The organism is Nonomuraea africana (assembly GCF_014873535.1).
Classification (GTDB): Bacteria; Actinomycetota; Actinomycetes; order Streptosporangiales; family Streptosporangiaceae; genus Nonomuraea; species Nonomuraea africana.
Genome location: NZ_JADBEF010000001.1, coordinates 5,105,287 through 5,125,479, shown reverse-complemented (window position 1 = coordinate 5,125,479; position 20,193 = coordinate 5,105,287). Strand labels below are relative to the sequence as shown.

The window sequence follows — 20,193 nt, the reverse complement described above, 5'->3', positions numbered from 1 at the left end:
TGTGCAGTACGGCCTCGGGACCCATGGAGATTGACGCCCATCTCAGACGACCGGACAGGAGACGGGATGCACGGATTGACCCGGTCAGGATTAGGGCGGCGCCTCGCCGTGACGGTCTCGGCGTTGCTGGTGATGAGCTTCCTGCATGGCGTGGTGGCCTCGCCCGGCGCGCAAGCGGACGAGCTGCCGAAGATTCCGGCTGCGGAGAAGCCACTGTCGGGAGCCATGCGCGGATCACGGAGTGAAGAACCCCGACGGCATCAAGCCGCGCGACATCAGCTGGGCTACGACAACGCCGCGATCTCGTTCGACGGGAGGGCCGGTGAGCTGATTCCGGCCGGCAACGACACCTGGAAGATCAAGGGCGACGACGGCACGAAGGTCGAGCACCTCGAGGGCTCTAACCGCGACAACGGTGACAACTGTGACAACAACCAGGGGTATTGGAAGGTCACGACCGGCCAGTCTATGGCGACGCCACCAAGCCCAAGTCCGGCGAAACCGCAGATTCCATCCATAATTCGAACTACGCGCTATGCGGGGCGCTGGGCCTGGATTACTGGTCGTCTGGCTGATTCACTCCGGCCGGGCGACCCCTAGAAGATCACTGAAGATCTTGTGGTGGCCGCTGTGTTTCCGGGGTGGGTGGATGGACTGCGGGCTGTCTAGGCCGTGCCAGGGGCGAGTGTCCAGATGCCGTCGGTTCGGGTGAGTCCGAGGTTGATCAGGGTGCGGAGGTTGAGGGCTGCGGCGCGGTGTGGAGCCAGGCGTTGTTCTTGATGGTAATCGCCGGTTGCCGCGGGTGACGATCCAGGCGACGGCGCGTTCGACCGGTGGTCGCCAGCGGCGGTAGTCGGCCTGCCAGTCCGGGTCGGTGGTGGCCTGGCGGCGGGCGGCGGCCTGCAGGTCGTGCTCGGGGCGGATCTGCACGACGCGGCCGTTCTTGGCGGTGGTGCACCGGTGCCGTAGGGGGCAGCCGTCGCAGATCTTGCCGAAGATGGCGCGTTTCTTGTCGGTGTTGCCGGTCAGGCGGGCGGTGTGTCCGGCTGGGCAGGTGAGGATGCCGGCGGCGGTGTCGATGGCGAAGTCGTCCAGGTCGAACCCGCCCGCGACGGCCGGCCGCAGCGGGGCGGGTTTGATCACCACGCGGTGCCCGGCCGAGGACAGTGCGCCTCGGCAGGTGCCGCTGGAGTAGGCCGTATCACCGAAGACCTCGACCGGGGCGCTCTCTTCGGCCAGCAGGTCGGGGGCCAGGGCGCCTTCGTGATGGGCGGCGCCGGAGCCGGGCCGCAGCGCCACCGCGGTGAACAGGCCGGTCTCGGGTTCGACCGCGAGATGGGCTTTGAAGCCGTCTTGGCGGTGCGTGCGGGTTTTGTGCACATGCCGGGATTCGGGATCGACGGTGGAGACCATCCGATCGGGGGCGGTGCGCTGGGCGATGCGCCAGCGCCCGTCACCGCCGTCGGAGTCTTCGGCCGGTTCCACGTCCTGGCCCGCTACCAGGGCCAAGATGCCCACCGCGTTCGCGGCTTTTTCCCCCCGTGCCTGCTCCGGCAGACCGGCCAGCAACCGGATGGCATCACCGACCAGCGCGTCCACCAGCACGGCCCGGGCCTGCTCGTCATTCCAGGCGATGCGCGGTTTACCCGGATCGGCATAGTCATGGGCGGTGCAGCAGGCGGCCGCGACCTGCGCCGCGCCGGGCACCTGGCGGATCACCCGGCGGATCGCGGCGATCAGCTGAGTCACGGTGTCCTGGGTGGCCACCGCGTCATCCAGCACCGTGGAATCCAGTGCCCGCCGCTGCCTGCCCTTCAGGGCACCGGTCGCGGTGACCACCTCGCGGACCGCCTCGAAGATCCGGTTCGGCCGGCTGGAGCGGGCCAGCCGGCGCCGGAAGTAGGTCAGCAGCGCCGCTGTTCCTGCCACTTAGAGAAGCCATCTATCAAGGGCTTGCTCACAGTCACAGATCATGCAATTTTACATATCACATGTGATCGTACTCCCTCCCCCCAAGGAGTGCCATGAAGCGACTTCCCGTCCTCATCGGGCTCGTGTCCGGACTTCTCTTATCCGGTCACGCCGTTCCGGCCCACGCTCGGCCCGAGCAGGCCGCTCGACCCAGACACGTGCAATCGGAACCGCTCAAGGCCGAGGACCGACCGCCGTTCACCGCGATCACCCACGGGCAGGATCCGGCTGAGAGCTGCGACGTCCCCGGCCTCACCCGCCGCGTCGAGTCGGATCACATCGCCGCGCTCAGAGCAGCGGAACTCCGCTGCGTCAGCGCCCTGAGCGCGGCGAGCTTCAACGAGCCGGCCATGCTCCGGGCCGCCTCCGCCGTACGGCAAGACGCCGAGAGCTATCAGGGCGACAACCGCGCCGGCACGGCACAGCTGCTGGCCTACCTCCGCGCCGGTCATCAGTCCCGCGACTTCGGCGAGGCAGTCCACGCCGTCACACGGGACGCGCTCGACGCCTTCTTCGCCAACCCGGCCTCACACCAGGCCACCCGCTCCAACGGCGAGGTGCTCGCGGAGGCCGTGGGACTGATCGACGCGGCAGGGCTCAACTCACGCTACCTCGACATCGTCGAACGCCTGCTGGCGACCGACCGGCCGGAACTCGACGCCGCGCGCACCCGCGCCTTCTTCGTGCTCTTCGGCGGACACCGGCGATCTGACTTCCTGACCGCGGTGCGCGCCGACAGCGGCGTCCTGGACGCTCTCAAGGCGTTCGCCGACCGCAACGCCGGGCTGCTGGGCACCGACAGGGAGTACCTGACGGCGAACGCGGGCAGCGAGCTCGCCCGTTTTGTCCGATACGACGCCTTACGCGGCAAGGTCCGCCCCATGCTGAAGGATCTGCTCGGGCGATCGAGCCCGCACGGGCGGACGGCGGGCCTCTGGGTCGCGGTGGCCGAGATGGCCGGTGCTCTCGACAAGGCCGGGTGCAGCGCGTACGGCGTATGCGGGACACTCGCCGCGCTGGGCAAGGACGTCCTGCAGATCACCCACACCTGCGGCCCCACACTGCGGATCCGGGCGCAGGACATGACTCCCGAGCAACTCCAGTGGACCTGTTCCAGTCTCTTCAACGAGGACGGCTACTTCCACAACCTGGTCCAGGACAGCGGACCCGTGGCGGACGACTACAACACGGCGCTGGAAGTGGTCGTCTACGACTCCAGCCGCGACTACCGGCGGTACGCGCGCGCCATGTTCGGCATCGACACCAACAACGGCGGCATGTACCTCGAAGGCGATCCGTCGAAGCCGGGCAATCAGGCTCGGTTCATCGCCTACGAGGCCGAGTGGCTGCGGCCCGACTTCCAGATCTGGAACCTCAACCACGAGTACACGCATTACCTCGACGGCCGGTTCGACATGTACGGCGACTTCGAGGCGAACATCAGCACCCCGACGGTGTGGTGGATCGAGGGTATGGCGGAATACGTCTCGTACGGCTATCGCGGGGTACGTTACGACGCTGCCGTCACCGAGGCGGCCAAACACACCTACACGCTCAGCACCCTTTTCGACACCACCTATGACCACGACACGACGCGCGTCTACAGGTGGGGCTACCTGGCCGTTCGCTACATGGTCGAGCGGCACCACAGCGACGTGGCCACCGTGCTGGGCTACTACCGGGTCGGCAACTGGGCGGCCGCACGCGCCCATCTGAAGGCGTTGAACTACAACGCGGACTTCGACGCGTGGCTCACCGCCTGCGCCAACGGCGGCTGTTAGCTTTCGCTTCTCACGACGGTCTCGGCGGGACTCGGCCTGGTCTCGCCGACGCCGTCGCGACGGTACATCGTTCTGGCCACCACCGCAGCGCCGTTCGACGATCATCAGCGATCACGGAAAGTCCAACGAACCTGGCTCCGACCTTGGGTTGTACGGCGGATGGCGGTACCGGCGGCCGGGGTCGGGACCGACGTTGACAGGGATGTCGAGGCCGCGGGTTTACGCCTCGGTCCTGCGGCAGCGCCAGCTTCTAGACCGTCGCACCGAGCTGGGAGGAACTTCACCGCGAGCAGGCTACTCGTGAGGCCCGGTCGCCCACCAGCGATCCGGTAGCAACCCCAGAGCTACGGCGGCTCATGCGCGCGACCTCGCAGAAAGGCCCAGAAGGCCGCTGAACGCGCCGAAGCGGAAGCGGACCGGAAACGGGAGGCTGGATTCGTTCGGTTGGACAACCATATGAATCACGATTCAAACACGCGCGCTTCACAAGCCTGGACTATCCGGTTTCCGCGAAATGGCAATATAGGCAAGATCAAAATAGCGAATAAGTTCACAGGGGGAATGCATAGCGGCGCGGCTACAGCCCGTACCGGGCGGCGGCGGGAAGGAGCAGGGGGTCCGCCTTACGCCATGTAGCAACACTGCCACCGAATGGATATGGCCATTCATGGGCGGAAATAGATTCGCGCTTCGCTATCCTCGACTAGATAAGTGCTTGAGCAAGGCCGAACTTTATGACTGCCGGAGTATCTTCGCCTGAGGAGCTGCCCCAACCATGATTATGACTCGCTTATGACCTGGCAGTGGTTCAGGTATTACTCGTGACGGGGCTCGCGCCAGGGGGTTGGGCGCGGCCACCTAGATCGGCCTCACAACGCCTACCGCAATCCCTTGCTGGCTACGGCTTCCCGCACACCGCCATCGACGGTCACTCCTGGCTGCCTATACCGAGATCCTGCCCGACGACCGCACGGAGGCCCCCGCAGAGCGGTAGGGCCTACCGCAAGTACCTGACCGGCGAGCCTGTTACCGAGGTATGACCCCGTTCCGGGGTGCCCAGATCCATGACCTCGCTGTCGTGCTCAGGACCCGTACGGGATGTGATCGGGCCTGGGCAGCTCGCTGGCGCATGCGATGGAGATGTCCACTCGGAGAGTGCATGTCCTCGACGTCACCGATCAACCCACCGGGCAGTGGGTCGCTCAGCAGGCCAGGAATCTGATGATTGAACTCGAGGATCGGGTCGAGGGCTTCCGTTTCCTCATTCGCGATCGGGATGCGAAGTTCACCACGGCGTTCGACGAGGTTTTCACCAGCACGGGCATTCGGGTGCTGAAGACACCGCCACGGGCTCCGCGGGGGAACGCCTGCGTCGAGCGGTGGATCGGCTGCCTGCGCCGGGAGGTCCTCGATCGGGTGCTGATCGTCAGCGCTCGACATCTGCGGTTGGTACTGGCCGCGTACGAGGCTCATTTCAATGAGCGCCGCCCCCACCGATCCTTGGGCCAGGCCGCTCCGCTACGAGCCTTGCCCGACCCGGTTGAGGCCGATATCAAGGTCATCCGCCGTGATCGCCTCGGCGGGCTGATCCACGAGTATGCGCGTAGGGTGGCCGAGGGCCCAGCCCCAGGGCCTGCCCGAGCAGCTGATCGGCGCCAGCCCGGACGCATTCTTCGGTCATTTCCTCGACATCTGGACCAACGACCCGCATGCGATCCCCGCCGACATTCGCGCCGCCTACCTCGAGGCCTGCCGCGAAGCGGTGCCCTCGATCGTGACGAATACCGCGCCTCGGCCGGCATCGACGTCGACCATGACCAGACCGACCGGGATGCCGGCAACCGGCTGCGGATGCCGGTCACCGTACTCCAGCAGGACTGGGGCGCCGTCCTCGGCTTCGACGCGGCGGCCCTATGGGGCGCCTGGGCGCCGGACCTGCGGCACGTCACCGTCACCTCCGGCCACTTCATGGCCGAGGAAGCGCCCTCCGACATCGCCAAGGCTCTTCGAGACCTCCTCACCCGCTGAACCACCTGAGTGCGCCGGCGTCGCGCAAGGCCGGCCCGCACAGTTGCCGCCGGATCGCCGGCCGGCATCTCGGCTGGAACTCGACGCAGGATCGATTTCGGCAGCGGCGTCTGTCTGCTGGTCCTGGCGGGAGTCCTCACCGGTGAAGCGGTACCGCGGAGGCGGCGGAGCGGACAGTTGCTGGCCAGCGATTGAGCTGTCAAATGAGCAGTTAGGGACCATAGCTTGCCTCCGGACTGAAGCGAGAGTCGTTACCGAAGGCAAGGAGTTTCCGTTGAGAAGCAAGAGCACCGCCGTACTGTCGAGCCTGTTGGCCATCGGCGCGGCGATGGCGACGAGCGCGTGCGGTGGGGGCAAGACCGAGGCCGCAGGGGGCACCGGCGGTTGCGATACGAGCAAGGGCACGCTGGTCATCGGCGTGATCGCCCCCATGTCGGGCAAGCTCTCGGCGATCGGGCTGGGCATCCGCAACTCCGTGCAGCTCGCGGTCGATCAGGCCAACGCGACGTGCGCGGTCAAGGGGTACCAGCTCAAGATGGACGCCCAGGACGACGAGGCGAACCCGGACAAGGGCGCGGCGGCGGCTCAGCGCTTCGCGGACGACGCGAACGTCGTCGGCATCGTGGGCTCCTACAACTCCGGGGTGGCCCGAGCGATCCAGCCGAAGATCGCCTCGACCAAGCTGGTGCAGATCTCGCCCGGCAACACCGACCCGGCGCTGACCAGGGGTGCCGAGTACGCCACCGCGCCCAAGCGGCAGTACGACAACTACTTCCGCGTCGTTGGCACCGATGATCTGCAGGGCCCGTTCAACGCCCGCTACCTGGTGGGGGGCGAGGGCATGAAGCGGATCGCGATCGTCACCGACGGCAAGGCGGTCGCGGAGAACATGGCGACCGAGTTCGCCAAGGAGGCCGAGAAGCTGGGCGGCACGATCGTCGGCCGTGAGAAGGTCAACGAGAACGACAGCGACTTCTCCAGCGTCCTGACCAAGATCAAGTCTCTGAAGCCGGACGCGATCTTCACCGGCACCGACTACTCCATCGGCGGACCGCTCGCCAAGCAGGCCAAGGACCTCGGGCTGAACGTGCCCATGTCGGGCAACGACGGCCTGTTCGACGCCCAGTTCATCGCGCTGGGCGGCAGAGATGGGGACATCGCGGCCTCGGTCGGCGCGCCCATCGACAAGCTGTCCACCGGGGCGGCGTTCGTCGAAGCGTACAAGAAGAGGAACTTCGCCGAGGGGTATGGCGGCTTCGGCGCCTTCGCCTACGACGCGGCCAACGTGATCGTCTCCTCGATCGGCAAGGTGACCGCGAACGGCGCCTGGACGGGAGCGCCCGAGCAGCGCACCGCGCTGGTGAAGGAGGTCCAGGAGTACTCAACCGACCAGGGCGCCAACGGCGTGGTCGGCTTCGACGAGTACGGCGACAGCAAGAACAAGCTGTTCACGGTCTACAAGGTCACCAACGGTGCCTGGAAGGACGTCGAGAGCAGCCAGTTCGAGGCGAAGTGACCTGTGGCGACCTTGGCCCAGCAGATTGTCAACGGTCTGGTGCTCGGCGCGTTGATCGGACTGATCGCGCTCGGTTACACCATGGTCTACGGCATCATCAAGCTGATCAACTTCGCACATGGTGAGGTGTTCATGGCCGGCGCCTTCGGCGCCCACTTCACCTCCGTGTACCTGCTGCCCGACGGGGTGTCCTGGTACGCGGCGCTGCCGGTGCTCTGCGTCGCGGCGGTCGCCACGTCGGTGACCGTCGCGGTCCTGATGGAGCGGCTGGCCTACCGGCCGCTGCGGGACGCGCACAGGCTGGCACCGCTGATCACCGCGCTCGGCGTGTCCATCCTGCTACAGGAGATGGTCCGGGTGTTCTACCCGGGCGCCACCGCGCCGCTGCCGTTTCCCCGGGTCTTCTTCGACTCCCAACTCGTCGTGGGATCGACGATCGTGCTGTGGACCGGGGTGCTGGCCGTGGCCGTTTCTCCGCTGCTGGCCGCGGCGCTCCACTTGTACGTGGAGCGTTCGCGGCTCGGCCGGGCCATGCGGGCCGTTGCCGAGGACGCGGACACCGCCCGCCTGATGGGGATCGACCTCAACCGGGTGATCTTGGCGACGTTCGTCCTGGGTGCGGTGCTGGCGGGGCTCGGCGCCGTGCTGTACGGCATCCACTACGGCCAGATCGACACCGCGATGGGCTTCCAGAACGGCATTTTCGCCTTCACGGCGGCTGTGCTGGGCGGCATCGGCAGCATCCGGGGCGCCATGCTCGGCGCCTTCTGCATCGGCATGGTGAAGTCGCTGGCTGGACAGTACGCCTGGGGTGGGGCCCAGTACGACTACGTCTGGGTCTTCGTGCTGCTGATCCTGGTGCTCATGTTCCGTCCCCAAGGATTCCTCGGCCGGCCGGAAGGGGTGCGGGCATGACACCAGAGGGTCCCCAACTCCACGATCTGGCAGGCCGGACGCCCAGCACTTCGGAGGTTTTCCCTGTCTCCGACGACCGGAAACTCCACGACGGCGGGCGCGGATCGCGTCGAGCGTGGGACTTCCGTCCGGCAGCGGGCGCCGCGCTCGTGGTGGCGGGGGCCCTGCTTCCCTGGGCCGGCGTCGTACTACCCGGCGGAGCCTACCCCGACCGGGCCACGCTGCAGTTCTTCGACGCCCCGCACCTGGTCACCGGGTTCCGCCTGCACCTGGTCCTGCTGGGCCTGATCGCGATCCTCCCGCGCGCCCGCAAGCCCGTGGGCGTCGGTGTGATCGCCATCGCGCTGGTGCACCTGGGGTTCCTCACCGTCCTCGACACGCTGTCCATCGGCGGCCCGGTCACGCTGGCCGGCGGTGCCCTCCTGGTGTGGTCGGGCCGGACCGTCGCACCGGCGCCGGAGTGGAAGCTTCCAGGCCGGGCGGTGGCCTGGCCTGTCCTGCTCGCCGCCTTCGCCGCCCTGCTGTGGCTGATCTCGGCGACGCTGACTGCGGGCGGGCAGAGCCGGGCGACCAACCCGTACGGCGGCGCCGAGTTCCTGGCGTTCTGCGGCTTCGGCCTGGCCGTGGTCGGCGTGCTGGCCTTGTACGGGGTCCTTGCGTGGATCGCCGCCCTAGCCGAGCGGCACCGGGTGTTCAGCATCGCGGTCCTGCTCGCCTGCGCACTGATGCTGCCGTTCACCCAGGCGGGCACGGGTTACTGGATGACCGTGGCGTCCAGCATCGGGGTCTACGCGGCCACCGCGATCGGCCTCAACATCGTGGTGGGCCTGGCCGGGCTGCTCGACCTCGGCTACGTGGCCTTCCTCGGGATCGGCGCCTTCACCGCGGCGAACCTGGCCCACACGGTCCCCTTCCCGGTGGCAGCCCTCGCGGGGGCGGTGACGGCCGGTTTCTTCGGCGTGGTGGTCGGCTCGCCCACCCTGCGCGTACGGGGGGACTACCTGGCCATCGTGACGCTCGCGTTCGGCGAGATCTTCTTCCGGGCGGCGCAGAACGACATCGGCGGACTGACCGGCGGCGCCAACTCTATTCCCGGCGTCCCGCCGATCACCGTTCTGGGCCAGGCGTTCAACGAGTCCGTCGGCGGGCTTCCGGCCGGATCCCTCTATTACATGGTCTCCGTGCTCATGGTCGCCGGGGCGATGGTGGTCCTGACCAACCTCAAGCGCAGCCGTACGGGGCGGGCATGGCTGGCGATCAGGGAGGATGAGGACGTGGCCCGCGCCATGGGCGTCCGGACCGGACATGCCAAGATCGTAGCCTTCCTGGTGGGCGCCACGCTCGCGGGCCTCGCAGGCGCGGTCTTCGCGCACAAGCTGGGAACGGTCGGGTACGAGAGCTTCGATTTCAGTGAATCCGTCACGCTGCTGGCCGCGGTGGTCCTCGGCGGGATGGGCACGGTGCCCGGCGCGGTCGTGGGCGCCTCGCTGCTGTTCGTGCTTCCGGAGAAGCTGCGGGAGTTCAGCGACTACCGGCTGATGCTCTTCGGGCTCGCCCTCATCCTGATCATGCGTTTCCGGCCGCAAGGGTTGGTGTCGTCGTCATGAGCTTGACCGCGGAGCGCGTCTCTATGGCCTTCGGCGGGCTCGTCGCGCTGGACAACGTGACGCTGACCGTACCTGACAGGGCGATCACCGGTCTGATCGGCCCCAACGGGGCGGGCAAGACGACGCTGTTCAACTGCCTGACCGGGCTGTACGCCCCCACATCGGGACGCGTCCTGCTCGGCAGCCGCCCGCTCAAGGCGGATCCCGCCGAGGCCGCCCGCCGCGGGGTGGCGCGCACCTTCCAGAACATCCGGCTCTTCTCCGGCATGTCGGCACTGGAGAACGTCCTCGTCGGCCGGCACACCCGCATCAAACAGGGGCTGATGAGCGCCCTGTTCCACGGTCCGGCCTTCCGCGCGAGCGAGGCCGAAGCGACCGAGCGGGCCCGCGCCGAGCTGGCCTTCGTCGGCCTCGACCCCGACGGTCGCGCCCCCGCCCACAGCCTCGCCTACGGCGACCAGCGCCGCCTGGAGATAGCCAGAGCGCTGGCCGGCGACCCGGCGGTGCTCATGCTGGACGAGCCGACCGCCGGCATGAACGGCGCGGAGACCACCGCCATCCGGGCACTGATCGGCGCCATCCGCGACCGCGGGATCGCCGTGGTCGTGATCGAACACGACACCAAGTTCATCTTTTCCCTCTGTGACCACGTCCACGTGCTTGTGCGTGGACGGGTGCTCGTCAGCGGCCCACCGGAAGCCGTGCGCACCGATCCTCGGGTCATCGAGGCCTACCTGGGAACCACCGAATGCTCGAAGTGAACGGACTCTCGGTCGCCCACGGCGCCATCGAAGCGGTCAAAGACGTCAGCTTCACCATCGCCGAAGGACAGATCGTCTGCCTTGTCGGCGCCAACGGCGCAGGAAAGACCACCACGCTCAGAACCATCTCCGGCCTGATCCGCCCGCGCCGGGGCGAGATCCTCTTCCAGCGCGAGCCGATCCACCGCCTGCCCGCGCACTCCGTACTCGCCGCCGGCATCGCGCACTGCCCAGAAGGCCGCAGGCTGTTCGCCGGGATGAGCGTCGAGGAGAACTTGCTCCTGGGCGCCTACCTGCGAAGGGACCGCGACATCGCGGCGGACGTGGCCCGCGTGTACGAGCTCTTCCCCGTCCTGGGGCAGCGGCGAGCACAGCGGGCGGGGCTGTTCTCCGGTGGCGAGCAGCAGATGCTGGCGATCGGCAGGGCCATGATGGCCAGGCCGAGGCTGCTCATGTTCGACGAGCCCACCATGGGCCTGTCCCCGATCATGATCCAGCACATCCTGGACACCATCGGCGTGCTCCGCGAGCTGGGGACGACGATTCTCATGGTCGAGCAGAACGCCCTCGCGGCGCTCACGTTGGCGGACCAGGGTTACGTGATCGACCTTGGCCGCACCACCCACTCCGGCACGGGCAGGGAACTGCTCGCCGACCATCGCGTACGCGAGGCATACCTCGGCAACTAGCCTCGGGCCGCCCTGGCCAGGAAGTGGACAGCAAATGGCCTGGGAACCGGCCGGGCGATGCTCGCCAGGTCCGTCACGGACAGCGGCGGGCTCAACGTTGGAAAGGCTGATCGATCGTGACTGAACGCCTGCGCGTGGCCGTGCTGGCGGGCGGGCCGTCCGCCGAGCACGAGGTGTCGCTCCAGTCAGCGCAGGCGGTGCTCCACGCGCGTGATCGGCGGTTACGGCCTGTCCCGCGTCGACTTCCTGTACGAGCAGGACACCGGACGCCTGTACGTGCTGGAGATCAACACCATGCCCGGCTTCACCTCCCGTTCCGTCTACGCCAAAGCCTGGGCGGCCAGCGGCGTCTCCTATCCCGATCTGCTGCGCCGCCTCATCGACCTGGCGCTCGCGAGGAGCGGTTCGTGATCCCCATGAGGCTGAGTGAGATCGCGCGCGTCCTCGACGCCGACCTGTGTGATGTCCGCGATCCGCAGGCGCTGGTGACGGCGCCCTCGGCGGTCGACTCCCGTGACGTGGTGCCGGGCGGCCTGTTCGTCGCGACAGCAGGCGCGCGGGCCGACGGTCACGACTACGCGGCCAGGCGCCGCTCCGCGGGCCGCTTGGAGATCCTCGAACGACCTGACGGCGTCACCATCGTCAACGACGCCTACAACGCCAACCCCGAATCCATGCCGCTCGGGGGATCCGGTCGCGATGGCACAGGAGGCGCAGTCCGCGAACATGGGCGTCACCGTTCACCTCGCAGAGGACGTCGCCGGGGCCGTCCGCCTGGCCGCCGGGCTTCTCGAACCGGGGGACGTGGTGCTGGTCAAGGCCTCCAGCGAGATCGGGCTCAGCGCCTGCGCACACGAGCTGGCCAGGGCCTGACCGGCGCGGTCAATGTCGAGCTGCAGGGGCGGCCGGGCATGAGGAAGCGGCCACCGCCTGCGAAGGCGACGGCCGCGTGCGCGACCTCCGGTGGCTGCTGAGGGATGATCAGCGGCCGAGCGCGTCCAGCTTCTTCTTGATGATGGCCGCCATGCTAAGGGTGCCCCCAAGGTTCGGGTGGGCGGCGGCTGGGGCGACGCGGCCATCGGCGGTGAACAGCGGCTCGATCATGCGCCCCTGCGCCCGGCACATGTCATAGCCGATGGTCGGCGTGTAGGTGTCGACGTAGACGGCGCCGGCCTTGGCGGCCTGGTCACGAAGTGCGCTGTTGAGCCTCTTGGTGATGTTGCGCAGGTAGCCGAAGTCCCCGTCGGCGAAGGGCACCTGCGTCGAGCGGCAGCTCTCGCCACTGTCCGGCAGCAGCGAGGGATAGCCGACCAGCGCGATCGTGGCCTGCGGGCTCTTCCTCTTGATGTCGGTCAGCACGGAGGCGATCCGCGGCTTCAGGTCGTCGATGCGGGCAAGGATCTGGTCTTTGCCGCCCTTTCGGAAGTTCTGACGGCAGGGGTCGCCGGTCGGCTGCGATTGCATGAGAGAAGCGCACGTGATGACGAGCTGCGTGAAGCCGATGTCATTGCCGCCGAGGGTCAGCGTGACCAGACTGGTGTCCGGCTTGAGCGCTTTGATCTGGGGAGCCTGGCTGCCTTGCGTGTTCCAGATGCTGCGCGTGGTGGCGCCGCTGCACGCGACGCTCGTGAAACTCTGCGACTTGTACGTGCTGCGCAGGATGGACGGGTAGCTGCTCGTGGAACGGTCGCATGCCGCGTTCTCCACACCGTCGATGCCGTATCCGGAGGCGTAGGAATCGCCGAGTGCGACGTACCGCGCGGCGATCGTGCTGCTCGCGCTGGTTCCGGCGGCTGCGGCGGTTCCCCCGCCCGCGGTGACGAGCGTTGCACAGGTGCCGAGCACAGCGGTAGCCACCACGGTCGCGCGCTGAACGGGTCGCAAGCGGGCATAGCGGAACATGAAGTCTCCATGGGTGAAGGTGATGCAGGGGGTCATGACCCGCCACCGCCCGGTGCCGGGGCCGTTCGGCCAGGTCGGCGGCGATCCGCGACGGTGGCAGGCCGGGATTTCCTGCAGCACTTTCGCGGAGCAGACTGCTCATCTACTAGTGCGTTGCATGTCCATTTGGTGCTCATACGGAGGACACCCGTGTCTCTGGCTCGGGAGCAGGACCGCCGGGCCCTCCCCGCCGACTTGAACCTCGAGACCGATTCCGTTGACCTCTACACGCATGACACACTCCTGGACATGTGACTCCTTCAAGACGCGGGCGCGAACGAGACCCCAGCGTGGCGCCATCGTCTTGCCACTCCCCAGACCGTTCCCTGTCCACATTCCGTCTGACTGATTGGGACGGCGGGGTCCGGGCGCTGCGGCGGGCCCATCGCCAGGCGGCGTTCGTGGGGCGGTCTGCGAGGACGGGCATGGCCGGTCCGACCCTGGCGACGCGGTGCTGCCGGACGGGAATTGGCCGGGAAATGGCCTGAAATATGAACTCCCGGATGGGTCATTCTGGGCGCGACGCGGCCGAAGGTTGCGCAGCGTGGTCGGTCTGCGGGTCAGTGGTCGACATGGCGCGCTTGGAAACACCAAGGAGTCGAAATGCGGGCAGTCTGGTTGAGGAAGTTCGGTGGGCCTGAGGTGCTGCTGGCCGAGGAGACTCCTGATTTCGTGCCGGGGGAGGGACAGGTCCTGGTCGAGGTGGTGGCCAGCGGCATCACGTACGTGGAAACGCTGGTGCGCTCCGGATCCGCGCCCATGCCGCTGCCCCCGCTGCCGATCATCCCAGGCAACGGCGTCGCGGGCACGGTCGTGGCGGTAGGACCAGGCGCCGACACCGCGCTGATCGGGCGGCGCGTGGCCACCACGACCGGCGGGTCGGGCGGCTATGCCGAGAAGGTCGCCGTAAGCGCCTCCACCGTGATCCCGATCCCGGACCGGCTCGGGTTCCAGGACGCGGTGGGCCTCGTCAACGACGGGCGCACGGCCCTGGGCATCGCGCGCGCGGTCGCGCCGAAGGCAGGGGAGTGGGTCCTGATCGGGGCCGCGGGTGGAGGCGTCGGCAGCCTGCTGATCCAGGTGGCCAAGCAGGCCGGCGCGCGGGTGGTGGCGACCGCGAGCTCGGAGGCCAAGCTCGACCTCGCCGCCCGGCGAGGCGCTGACGTCGCGATCGACTACAGCCGGTCGGGCTGGGAGGAGCGTGTACGGGAGGCGACCGGGGACGCAGGGGTGGACGTGGCGTGCGATGCGACCGGCGGCGACATCGGACGCGCCACCTTCGAGCTGGTCGCACGGGGCGGCGGTTCATCGCGTTCGGCGTGGGCAGCGGGACGATGACCGAGGTCTCCGAGGAGGAGGCCGTCGCACGGGGCGTCACCCTGGTGCCGATGGGCGCGGCGTTCCCCTCGGCCGCCGCCATGCAGGAGCTGTCCGTGCAGGCGCTGGCCGATGGTGCCGCAGGTCGTCTGCGACCGGCCATCGGGCAGACGTTCCCGCTTGAGCGCGTCGCCGACGCACATGCCGCCATCGGAGCGCGTACGGCACTCGGCAAGACCCTGCTGATCACCTGAACATCGACGCTGACCGGCCACCGTCCTAGCCGGTCAGCACCTGTAGCCATGGGGGCGAGGGAGCCGTTGTGAAGCACTGATCGGCCATGGATCGGTCTGTGAAATCAACAGCGCCAAACCCGAGGCTGGGCCGGCACGGCTGGAGAATGGAGTTTTGATCGTGGAGAAGCAGGCTGACACGGCGAGGTTGCACGAGATCAGCGCGGGGGTGTTCGCCTGGGTGCAGCCGGACGGCACCTGGTGGGTGAACAACGCCGGAGCCGTGGCGGGCGACGACGGCGTTCTGATCGTCGACACGTGCGCGACCGAGCAGCGTACCCGCCGATTCCTGAAGGCAGTCGCCGAGGCGACCGGCGATGCCCCCGTGCGGATGGCGGTGAACACCCACCAGCACGGGGATCATTCATACGGAAACAGCTTGCTGCCGGACCAGACAGTGATCTTCGGGCATGCGGCGATGCGGGACGCGCTGCTGGCCGACCCCCTCATCGACGGGTGCCCGCCGATCTGGACGCCGGTGCCCGATTGGGGGAACGTGACGCGCCGCGTCCCGTCCGTGGGGTTTCAGTCCGAGCTGACCCTCTTCGCCGGCAAGCGCCGCATCGAGCTGCGGCACCCTGGCCATGCCGCGCACACGGCAGGGGACGTGGTGGTCTGGCTTCCTGAAGAGCGCGTGCTGTTCACCGGCGACCTGGTGTTCAACGGCCTCACACCGCTGCTGCTGATGGGGTCGGTGGAAGGGGCGCTGAAGTCGCTGGATTGGCTGGCGGACTTCGAGGCCGAGCACGTCGTACCGGGGCATGGGCCTCTCGCGGCCGCGAGCGATCTGCCGGAGATCTTGGCCGTTCACGAGCGTTACTACCGCTTCGTGCTCGAGGTCGCCCGAAAGGGGCGCGAGAACGGACTCACACCACTGGCCGCAGCTCAGGACGCTGACCTCGGTGAGTTCGCGGGATGGGGGGACGCCGAACGCCTGGTGCTCAACCTCCACCGCGCCTACGCCGAGGCCGTCGGCGGCGAGGTGGATCTCCTCACCGCTTTCGGCGACACGATGACCTGGAACGGCGGCCCGCTGCCGACGTCTGTCTAGGGCCAAGCCTTGACGAAAGGGCGGCCCGCCGTTGCACGGAGCGGCAGGGCGCCCTTTCGTCGCGATCAGCCGGCGTCCGGACGCCTGCCGCGTCCAGCGCCCTGATGACCAGCCAGGCCGGGTCGGCGGTCTCGTACCGCTCGCCCTTGAGCACGGAGTCGATCTCGGCGAGCCGGTGCGTGTCCCAGTCGGCCAGCGCCCGGTAGTAGGGCGCGGCCGTGGTCTCCAGCGACTCGGCGAAGGCGAGGCCCAGCTTGACGTGATCACCAACGCCCACGGTGTCGATCGCGTCCCGCAGCAGGGCGCCCTGTACCAGGCTCATCGACAGCCCCAGCCCGAACGTGGTGTTCGTCGTGGCCCAGGCGTCGCCCACGGCGAGCAGGCCTGTCACCACCGGCAGCCCGTCGGCGACCAAGTCCCGTCGCCTGGTCTGGCCTGCCGACATGACTTGTACGCCGGTGAGCGGCTCGCCATGTCGTGCCCAGTGGGCGTACTCGGGGAACAGCTCGATGGCGCGGTCCCACGCGTCCACCTCCCGCAAGGCCCGCAGGTCCTGGTCGCGGCTTGAGGCCACGAGGAACAGGGACCACGTGCCGTTGTCGCCAGGCAGGGTGCCCGCGGTGACGGTCTCCTGGTGGATGAGCGGCCAGTGCGTGGCCTCCGGCAACCCGTTGCCGCTGTCACGGTAGTGCCGGGCGTAGTAGACGAACCCTGCCTCGGCTCGCTCCTCGGTGTCGCGGATCGGGCCGAGTTCGGCGAACATCCTGGCGAATTGCGAGTTGCGGCCGCTCGCGTTCACGACCAGGTCGGCGTGGAGCACCTCCCCGTCGCGGGTCTCCACTCCGGCGACATGCGGCACGCCGGACAGTCGTTCACTGCCGGGTACCAGCCGTGTGATGCCGTCACCCCGCCGGATGGTGACACCGGCGGTGCGCGCGACGACGGTCGCCAGCGCGAACTCCAGGACCGGCCGGCGTGCGGCGATGGTCTCGTAACGCTCGTCCCCCGGGAGCCGGCCTCCTACGGCAGGTGCGCCCCATGCCCCGGCGATCATGTTGTGCCGCCTGGCGCCCGCCGTTTCCAACTCGGCCACCACCTCGGGCAGCACTGCCTCCAGCAGGGCCAGCCCGCGGGGCATCATCACGTGGGGCAGCCGGAACTGGCTCACCCCTGGCCGTTCCCAGGACTCCCACGACTGCGGGCCCGTCGAGAGTGGTTCTGCGGGGTCGCGTTCGAGCACGGTGACCTGGTGGCCCCGTCCAGCGAGAAGCATTGCGGTGGCGAGGCAGGCCGGCCGGCCCGGCTCCGATAACGATCACGTTCATGGTCATACCGCTTACGGCCGACCCGAGGGCCGCCCGTTCACCAGGCCGGATGGTATCCACTTTCTGCCCATGCGCGGCGACTGCTCATGTGCTCCAGTCCGATGGGCTCCCGGCTGCCATGAGGCGATGCGCCGACTCCGGAGCGAGGGCGAAATTGGCCGCTGCTTCCGCATGCAGCCGCGCGCTCGGGAACACCGGGATGCCGCTGTAGCTTTCATCGATCAGGAGCTCGATTTCCGTGCAGCCGAGGACGACGCCTTCGGCGCCATCGTTGGCGAGATCGGCGATGATCTGCGCATAGGCATTCCTGGATGATTCCTTCAGAACCCCGCGCACCAGCTCGTCGAAGATCACACGATGGATCAGCTCGCGCTGCTCGCGCTCCGGGACGACCACCTCAAAGCCCTGCGCGGCCAGCCGGTCCCGATAGAAGGGCTCTTCCATGGTGAAGCGGGTTCCCAGCAGGCCGACCTTGCGCATGCCCCTTGCGCGGACCCCGGCGCCTACGGCGTCCACGATGTGGAGCACGGGAACACTCGAGGTCTGCGCCACCTGATCAGCCACGCGGTTGAAGGTGTTGCTGCAAATGAGCAGGACGTCAGCACCGAGATCCTCTAGTTTCCGCCCGGCGTCAACGAGCAGCGTGCTCACCTCTTCCCAGCGGTCGGCGAAAATGAGATCTTCGACCGTGGTGTAGTCGACTGACCAGATAAGGCTGTTTGCGGAGTGGCTGCCGCCCAGGCGCTCACGTACCCGCTGGTTGATGATCTGGTAGTAGATGACGGTCGATTCCCAGCTCAGCCCGCCGATGAGACCGATAGTACGCATGAGACTCCGTTTCGTTATCTCGTGGTGGCAGGCTAGGTGGACTGCATGCTCATTTCACAGGCCGAAAACTGCCCGGTCGTGCCTGGCCAGGGAAAAGGGGCTCTGCGATCCCCTGCTGACGGCGCCGACGCGAGCGCCGTACCGGCGAGGGGACGGCCCGGCCGCTGGATATGCGGCCGGTGTCCTTGGCCTGCCGTGCGTCGGAGGGTTCGGGCACGAACGCCGGCTAGGGCGATTCAGCGTAGGCACCGGTGGGCCCACTGCCCGGGAACGGGTGCGGCCGGCGATGGACCGGTCGATGGTTTGGGCCGCTGTGATGAAGGCCTTCGCCTGCGTGGCGTCAGGGGGAAACGGCCGAAGGCGGCCTCCGGTAGGAGGCCGCCTTCGGTGACCGGTACCGGCCGTGGCCGGTGAGGCCGAGGTGTGTCAGCGGATGTCGCTGGCGGCGCGGCGGATGAGGTCGGTGACCGCCGCGGGTTCGGAGACCGAGACCGCGTGTGAGGCGCCCTTGACGGTGACGGTGCGGGCGTCGGCGCGTTCGGCCATCCACTGCTGGGCCTTGGGCGGGATGTTGTAGTCCTGGCCGGCGATCAGGGCGTAGGAGCATCAAATCGCCGTCGGATGACCACTCAGAGGGCGGTTTGAGAGTTGATGCCCCTTTCGTCGTTGGGTTGGATGAGGCGGGCTGGTCAGGCGGCTCGCCGCCGAGCGGGCGAGAAGGGGTCGTGTCATCGGGTGATCACGCCGAGCAGTTCCGCCCTCCTCAGGGCGGTCGCCGGCGCGTCCGCCCTCAGGGACATCGCCCGGCCCACGACGCCCGGGCGGGCCAGTGCCTCCTCGGGCGAGACCAGCATGGAACCGATGTCTCCCATCGCCGTCAGCACCTCCGGGTCGGCCAGCTTCGCGGCCTCCAGCGCCTTGGCCGTGGTCCAGCCCGCACTGCCGTAGAAGCGCCCGCCGCGTATCCGGGTGTAGATCTCCGCCAGCCGGTTGCGCTCCCAAAAGCGCAGCGTGTCATAGAACGGGCCGAGGGCCGCCTGCGCCGCCTCCTCGTACCGGAGGATGATTTTCTCCGGGTCGGCCTGCGCCCGTAGCGCGTCGCGTAGCAGCTCGGCCTGTACCAATGCCATCGACATCCCCTGGCAGAACATCGGGTTGGTGGTCGCCCACGCGTCTCCGACGCTGACCAGTCCCGTCACTGAAGGCCGGCCTTCGCTGATCAGGTGGCGCCGCCGAGTGGCCGGGCCGGCCGTGGTCAGCACTCCGGTGATGGGTTCGCCATACGTGATCCACTCACGCAGCTCGGGGAACAAGGCCGCGGCCCGGTTCCAGACGTCCTCCTCATAGAGCAACCGCATGACCCAGTCCCTCCGGGAGACCACGAGTGTCAGCGACCACATGCCGTTGTCACCGGGCAGGGCGAGCGTGGAGACGCTGTCGTGGTGGTCGAGCAGCCAGGCCGGCTGGGCGGGCAGGGAGCCATCGGCGCTGCGGAAAAGGCGCGAATAGTAGTTGAATCCCGCGTCCGTCCGCACCGCGGACCGCTGAACGCGGCGAAGATCGCCCAGCATGGCGCTCACCGGAGAATCGCATCCGCTCGCGTCCACCACGAGCCCGGCCTCCAGCGTCTCGCCGCCTTCCGTCGTCACCCCGCGCACGTGGGGGACGCAGGACCTACGCGAATGCCCAGTCAGCAGCGCGCGGACGCCGGCGCCGCGCCTGATCTCGATGTTCGGCTCGTGCGCCGCAACGACGGCCAGCGCGGCCTCCAGCAGCGGCCGTCGCGCCGCCATGGCCTCGTACCGGCGATCGGGCTCCGCGCGCGCGCCGGCCAGCAGGTTGCAGCGTCGGCCGCCACTGTTCTCGATCGCGGCGACCACCTCGGGCAACAGCCGTTCCAGGACGGCCAGTCCGCGGGGCAGGAGCAGATGTGGCTGACGGAACCGGGACATGCCCTGACCATCACGAGCAGTCGGCTCGGCCGAATCGCGGTCGAGCACCGTCACTCGATGCCCGTCAGCGGAGAGAAGGAGAGCCGTGGCCAGCCCCGCGGGCCCCGCTCCCAGTACCACTACGTCAGCCGTCATTGCTGCATGGTCAGCCGGATCGGTGCTCACTTTCCAGACCAGCCGGTTGACCAATATCTATTCATTCACGGTGCGGGCCGGGC

The 20,193-nt window shown here is 68.2% G+C and carries 17 protein-coding genes and 3 pseudogenes; 14 read left to right on the top strand and 6 right to left on the bottom strand.

The annotated features are described in order from the left end of the window. Positions 1-66: 66 nt before the first annotated feature. On the top strand, positions 67-600 hold the full coding sequence (locus H4W81_RS24260; protein ID WP_192776921.1) for a hypothetical protein: 534 nt from the start codon (positions 67-69) through the stop codon (positions 598-600). A gap of 65 nt (positions 601-665) precedes the next feature. Here H4W81_RS24260 and H4W81_RS24255 read toward each other — a convergent pair. Next, positions 666-1,908 (bottom strand): annotated as a pseudogene (locus tag H4W81_RS24255) (transposase); the annotation flags it as partial. A gap of 221 nt (positions 1,909-2,129) precedes the next feature. Here H4W81_RS24255 and H4W81_RS24250 point away from each other — a divergent pair. The 10 genes and pseudogenes from H4W81_RS24250 (at position 2,130) to H4W81_RS24205 (ending at position 12,141) form a co-directional block, all read left to right on the top strand. After that, positions 2,130-3,752, top strand: coding sequence for a collagenase (locus tag H4W81_RS24250; RefSeq protein WP_192776920.1), 1,623 nt, complete (start codon positions 2,130-2,132; stop codon positions 3,750-3,752). Between the two features lie 1,134 nt (positions 3,753-4,886). Then, positions 4,887-5,258: pseudogene (locus tag H4W81_RS47515) on the top strand (integrase core domain-containing protein); the annotation flags it as partial. A 112-nt stretch (positions 5,259-5,370) separates the two neighbouring features. After that, positions 5,371-5,780, top strand: a pseudogene (locus H4W81_RS24240) (alpha/beta fold hydrolase); the annotation flags it as partial. A 274-nt stretch (positions 5,781-6,054) separates the two neighbouring features. Beyond that, positions 6,055-7,296 (top strand): branched-chain amino acid ABC transporter substrate-binding protein, encoded by a 1,242-nt coding sequence (locus H4W81_RS24235; RefSeq protein ID WP_192776919.1) that lies wholly within the window; start codon positions 6,055-6,057, stop codon positions 7,294-7,296. A 3-nt stretch (positions 7,297-7,299) separates the two neighbouring features. Then, positions 7,300-8,211: a branched-chain amino acid ABC transporter permease gene (locus H4W81_RS24230; protein WP_192776918.1), complete on the top strand. Its 912-nt coding sequence runs from the start codon at positions 7,300-7,302 to the stop codon at positions 8,209-8,211. After that, the gene (locus tag H4W81_RS24225; RefSeq protein WP_192776917.1) at positions 8,208-9,818 is read left to right on the top strand and encodes a branched-chain amino acid ABC transporter permease; all 1,611 of its coding nucleotides are present in this window, start codon (positions 8,208-8,210) and stop codon (positions 9,816-9,818) included. The genes H4W81_RS24230 and H4W81_RS24225 overlap by 4 nt, the downstream gene beginning before the upstream one ends. Continuing rightward, positions 9,815-10,579 carry an ABC transporter ATP-binding protein gene (locus H4W81_RS24220; protein WP_225958771.1) on the top strand — a complete coding sequence of 255 codons (765 nt, stop codon included), beginning with the start codon at positions 9,815-9,817 and terminating at the stop codon, positions 10,577-10,579. The genes H4W81_RS24225 and H4W81_RS24220 overlap by 4 nt, the downstream gene beginning before the upstream one ends. Beyond that, on the top strand, positions 10,567-11,268 hold the full coding sequence (locus H4W81_RS24215) for an ABC transporter ATP-binding protein (protein ID WP_192776916.1): 702 nt from the start codon (positions 10,567-10,569) through the stop codon (positions 11,266-11,268). Before H4W81_RS24220 ends, H4W81_RS24215 begins: the two co-directional genes overlap by 13 nt. Positions 11,269-11,478: 210 nt before the next feature. Next, positions 11,479-11,679, top strand: a complete 201-nt coding sequence (locus H4W81_RS24210) for a hypothetical protein (protein ID WP_318781922.1) — start codon at positions 11,479-11,481, stop codon at positions 11,677-11,679. Between the two features lie 288 nt (positions 11,680-11,967). Then, positions 11,968-12,141 carry a hypothetical protein gene (locus tag H4W81_RS24205; RefSeq protein ID WP_192776915.1) on the top strand — a complete coding sequence of 58 codons (174 nt, stop codon included), beginning with the start codon at positions 11,968-11,970 and terminating at the stop codon, positions 12,139-12,141. 108 nt (positions 12,142-12,249) lie between these two features. Here the strand turns inward: H4W81_RS24205 and H4W81_RS24200 are convergent, their stop codons facing one another. After that, positions 12,250-13,290, bottom strand: coding sequence for an SGNH/GDSL hydrolase family protein (locus H4W81_RS24200; protein WP_318781921.1), 1,041 nt, complete (start codon positions 13,288-13,290; stop codon positions 12,250-12,252). Positions 13,291-13,812: 522 nt separating this feature from the next. Between H4W81_RS24200 and H4W81_RS24195 the strand changes: the two genes are divergently transcribed. The 3 genes from H4W81_RS24195 (at position 13,813) to H4W81_RS24190 (ending at position 15,870) form a co-directional block, all read left to right on the top strand. Continuing rightward, a complete protein-coding gene (locus tag H4W81_RS24195) occupies positions 13,813-14,547 on the top strand; it encodes a zinc-binding dehydrogenase (protein ID WP_225958770.1) in 735 nt (244 codons plus the stop codon). Further along, positions 14,544-14,780 carry a zinc-binding dehydrogenase gene (locus tag H4W81_RS47510; protein ID WP_225958769.1) on the top strand — a complete coding sequence of 79 codons (237 nt, stop codon included), beginning with the start codon at positions 14,544-14,546 and terminating at the stop codon, positions 14,778-14,780. Before H4W81_RS24195 ends, H4W81_RS47510 begins: the two co-directional genes overlap by 4 nt. 157 nt (positions 14,781-14,937) lie before the next feature. Further along, on the top strand, positions 14,938-15,870 hold the full coding sequence (locus H4W81_RS24190) for an MBL fold metallo-hydrolase (RefSeq protein ID WP_397128824.1): 933 nt from the start codon (positions 14,938-14,940) through the stop codon (positions 15,868-15,870). On the opposite strand, the gene H4W81_RS24185 is transcribed toward H4W81_RS24190, so the two are convergent. The 4 genes from H4W81_RS24185 to H4W81_RS24170 form a co-directional block, all read right to left on the bottom strand. Beyond that, positions 15,812-17,110 (bottom strand): NAD(P)/FAD-dependent oxidoreductase, encoded by a 1,299-nt coding sequence (locus H4W81_RS24185; protein WP_192776914.1) that lies wholly within the window; start codon positions 17,108-17,110, stop codon positions 15,812-15,814. The two genes, H4W81_RS24190 and H4W81_RS24185, sit on opposite strands and share 59 nt — an antisense overlap. 169 nt (positions 17,111-17,279) lie before the next feature. Beyond that, a complete protein-coding gene (locus H4W81_RS24180; protein ID WP_192776913.1) occupies positions 17,280-18,023 on the bottom strand; it encodes an aspartate/glutamate racemase family protein in 744 nt (247 codons plus the stop codon). A gap of 426 nt (positions 18,024-18,449) precedes the next feature. Next, the gene (locus H4W81_RS50330; protein ID WP_192781007.1) at positions 18,450-18,614 is read right to left on the bottom strand and encodes an alpha/beta hydrolase; all 165 of its coding nucleotides are present in this window, start codon (positions 18,612-18,614) and stop codon (positions 18,450-18,452) included. A gap of 137 nt (positions 18,615-18,751) precedes the next feature. After that, complete coding sequence (locus H4W81_RS24170; protein WP_225960078.1) at positions 18,752-20,110, bottom strand: FAD-dependent oxidoreductase; 1,359 nt, start codon at positions 20,108-20,110, stop codon at positions 18,752-18,754. Between the last annotated feature and the right edge of the window lie 83 nt (positions 20,111-20,193).

What these genes read in the sequence shown, in the direction of transcription:
- H4W81_RS24260 (WP_192776921.1), top strand. Translation starts at nt 67, where the DNA reads ATGCACGGATTGACCCGGTCAGGATTAGGGCGGCGCCTCGCCGTGACG.
- H4W81_RS24225 (WP_192776917.1), top strand. Translation starts at nt 8,208, where the DNA reads ATGACACCAGAGGGTCCCCAACTCCACGATCTGGCAGGCCGGACGCCC.
- H4W81_RS24220 (WP_225958771.1), top strand. Translation starts at nt 9,815, where the DNA reads ATGAGCTTGACCGCGGAGCGCGTCTCTATGGCCTTCGGCGGGCTCGTC.
- H4W81_RS24215 (WP_192776916.1), top strand. Translation starts at nt 10,567, where the DNA reads ATGCTCGAAGTGAACGGACTCTCGGTCGCCCACGGCGCCATCGAAGCG.
- H4W81_RS24205 (WP_192776915.1), top strand. Translation starts at nt 11,968, where the DNA reads ATGGCACAGGAGGCGCAGTCCGCGAACATGGGCGTCACCGTTCACCTC.
- H4W81_RS24195 (WP_225958770.1), top strand. Translation starts at nt 13,813, where the DNA reads ATGCGGGCAGTCTGGTTGAGGAAGTTCGGTGGGCCTGAGGTGCTGCTG.
- H4W81_RS47510 (WP_225958769.1), top strand. Translation starts at nt 14,544, where the DNA reads ATGACCGAGGTCTCCGAGGAGGAGGCCGTCGCACGGGGCGTCACCCTG.
- H4W81_RS24180 (WP_192776913.1), bottom strand. Translation starts at nt 18,023, where the DNA reads ATGCGTACTATCGGTCTCATCGGCGGGCTGAGCTGGGAATCGACCGTC.
- H4W81_RS24170 (WP_225960078.1), bottom strand. Translation starts at nt 20,110, where the DNA reads ATGACGGCTGACGTAGTGGTACTGGGAGCGGGGCCCGCGGGGCTGGCC.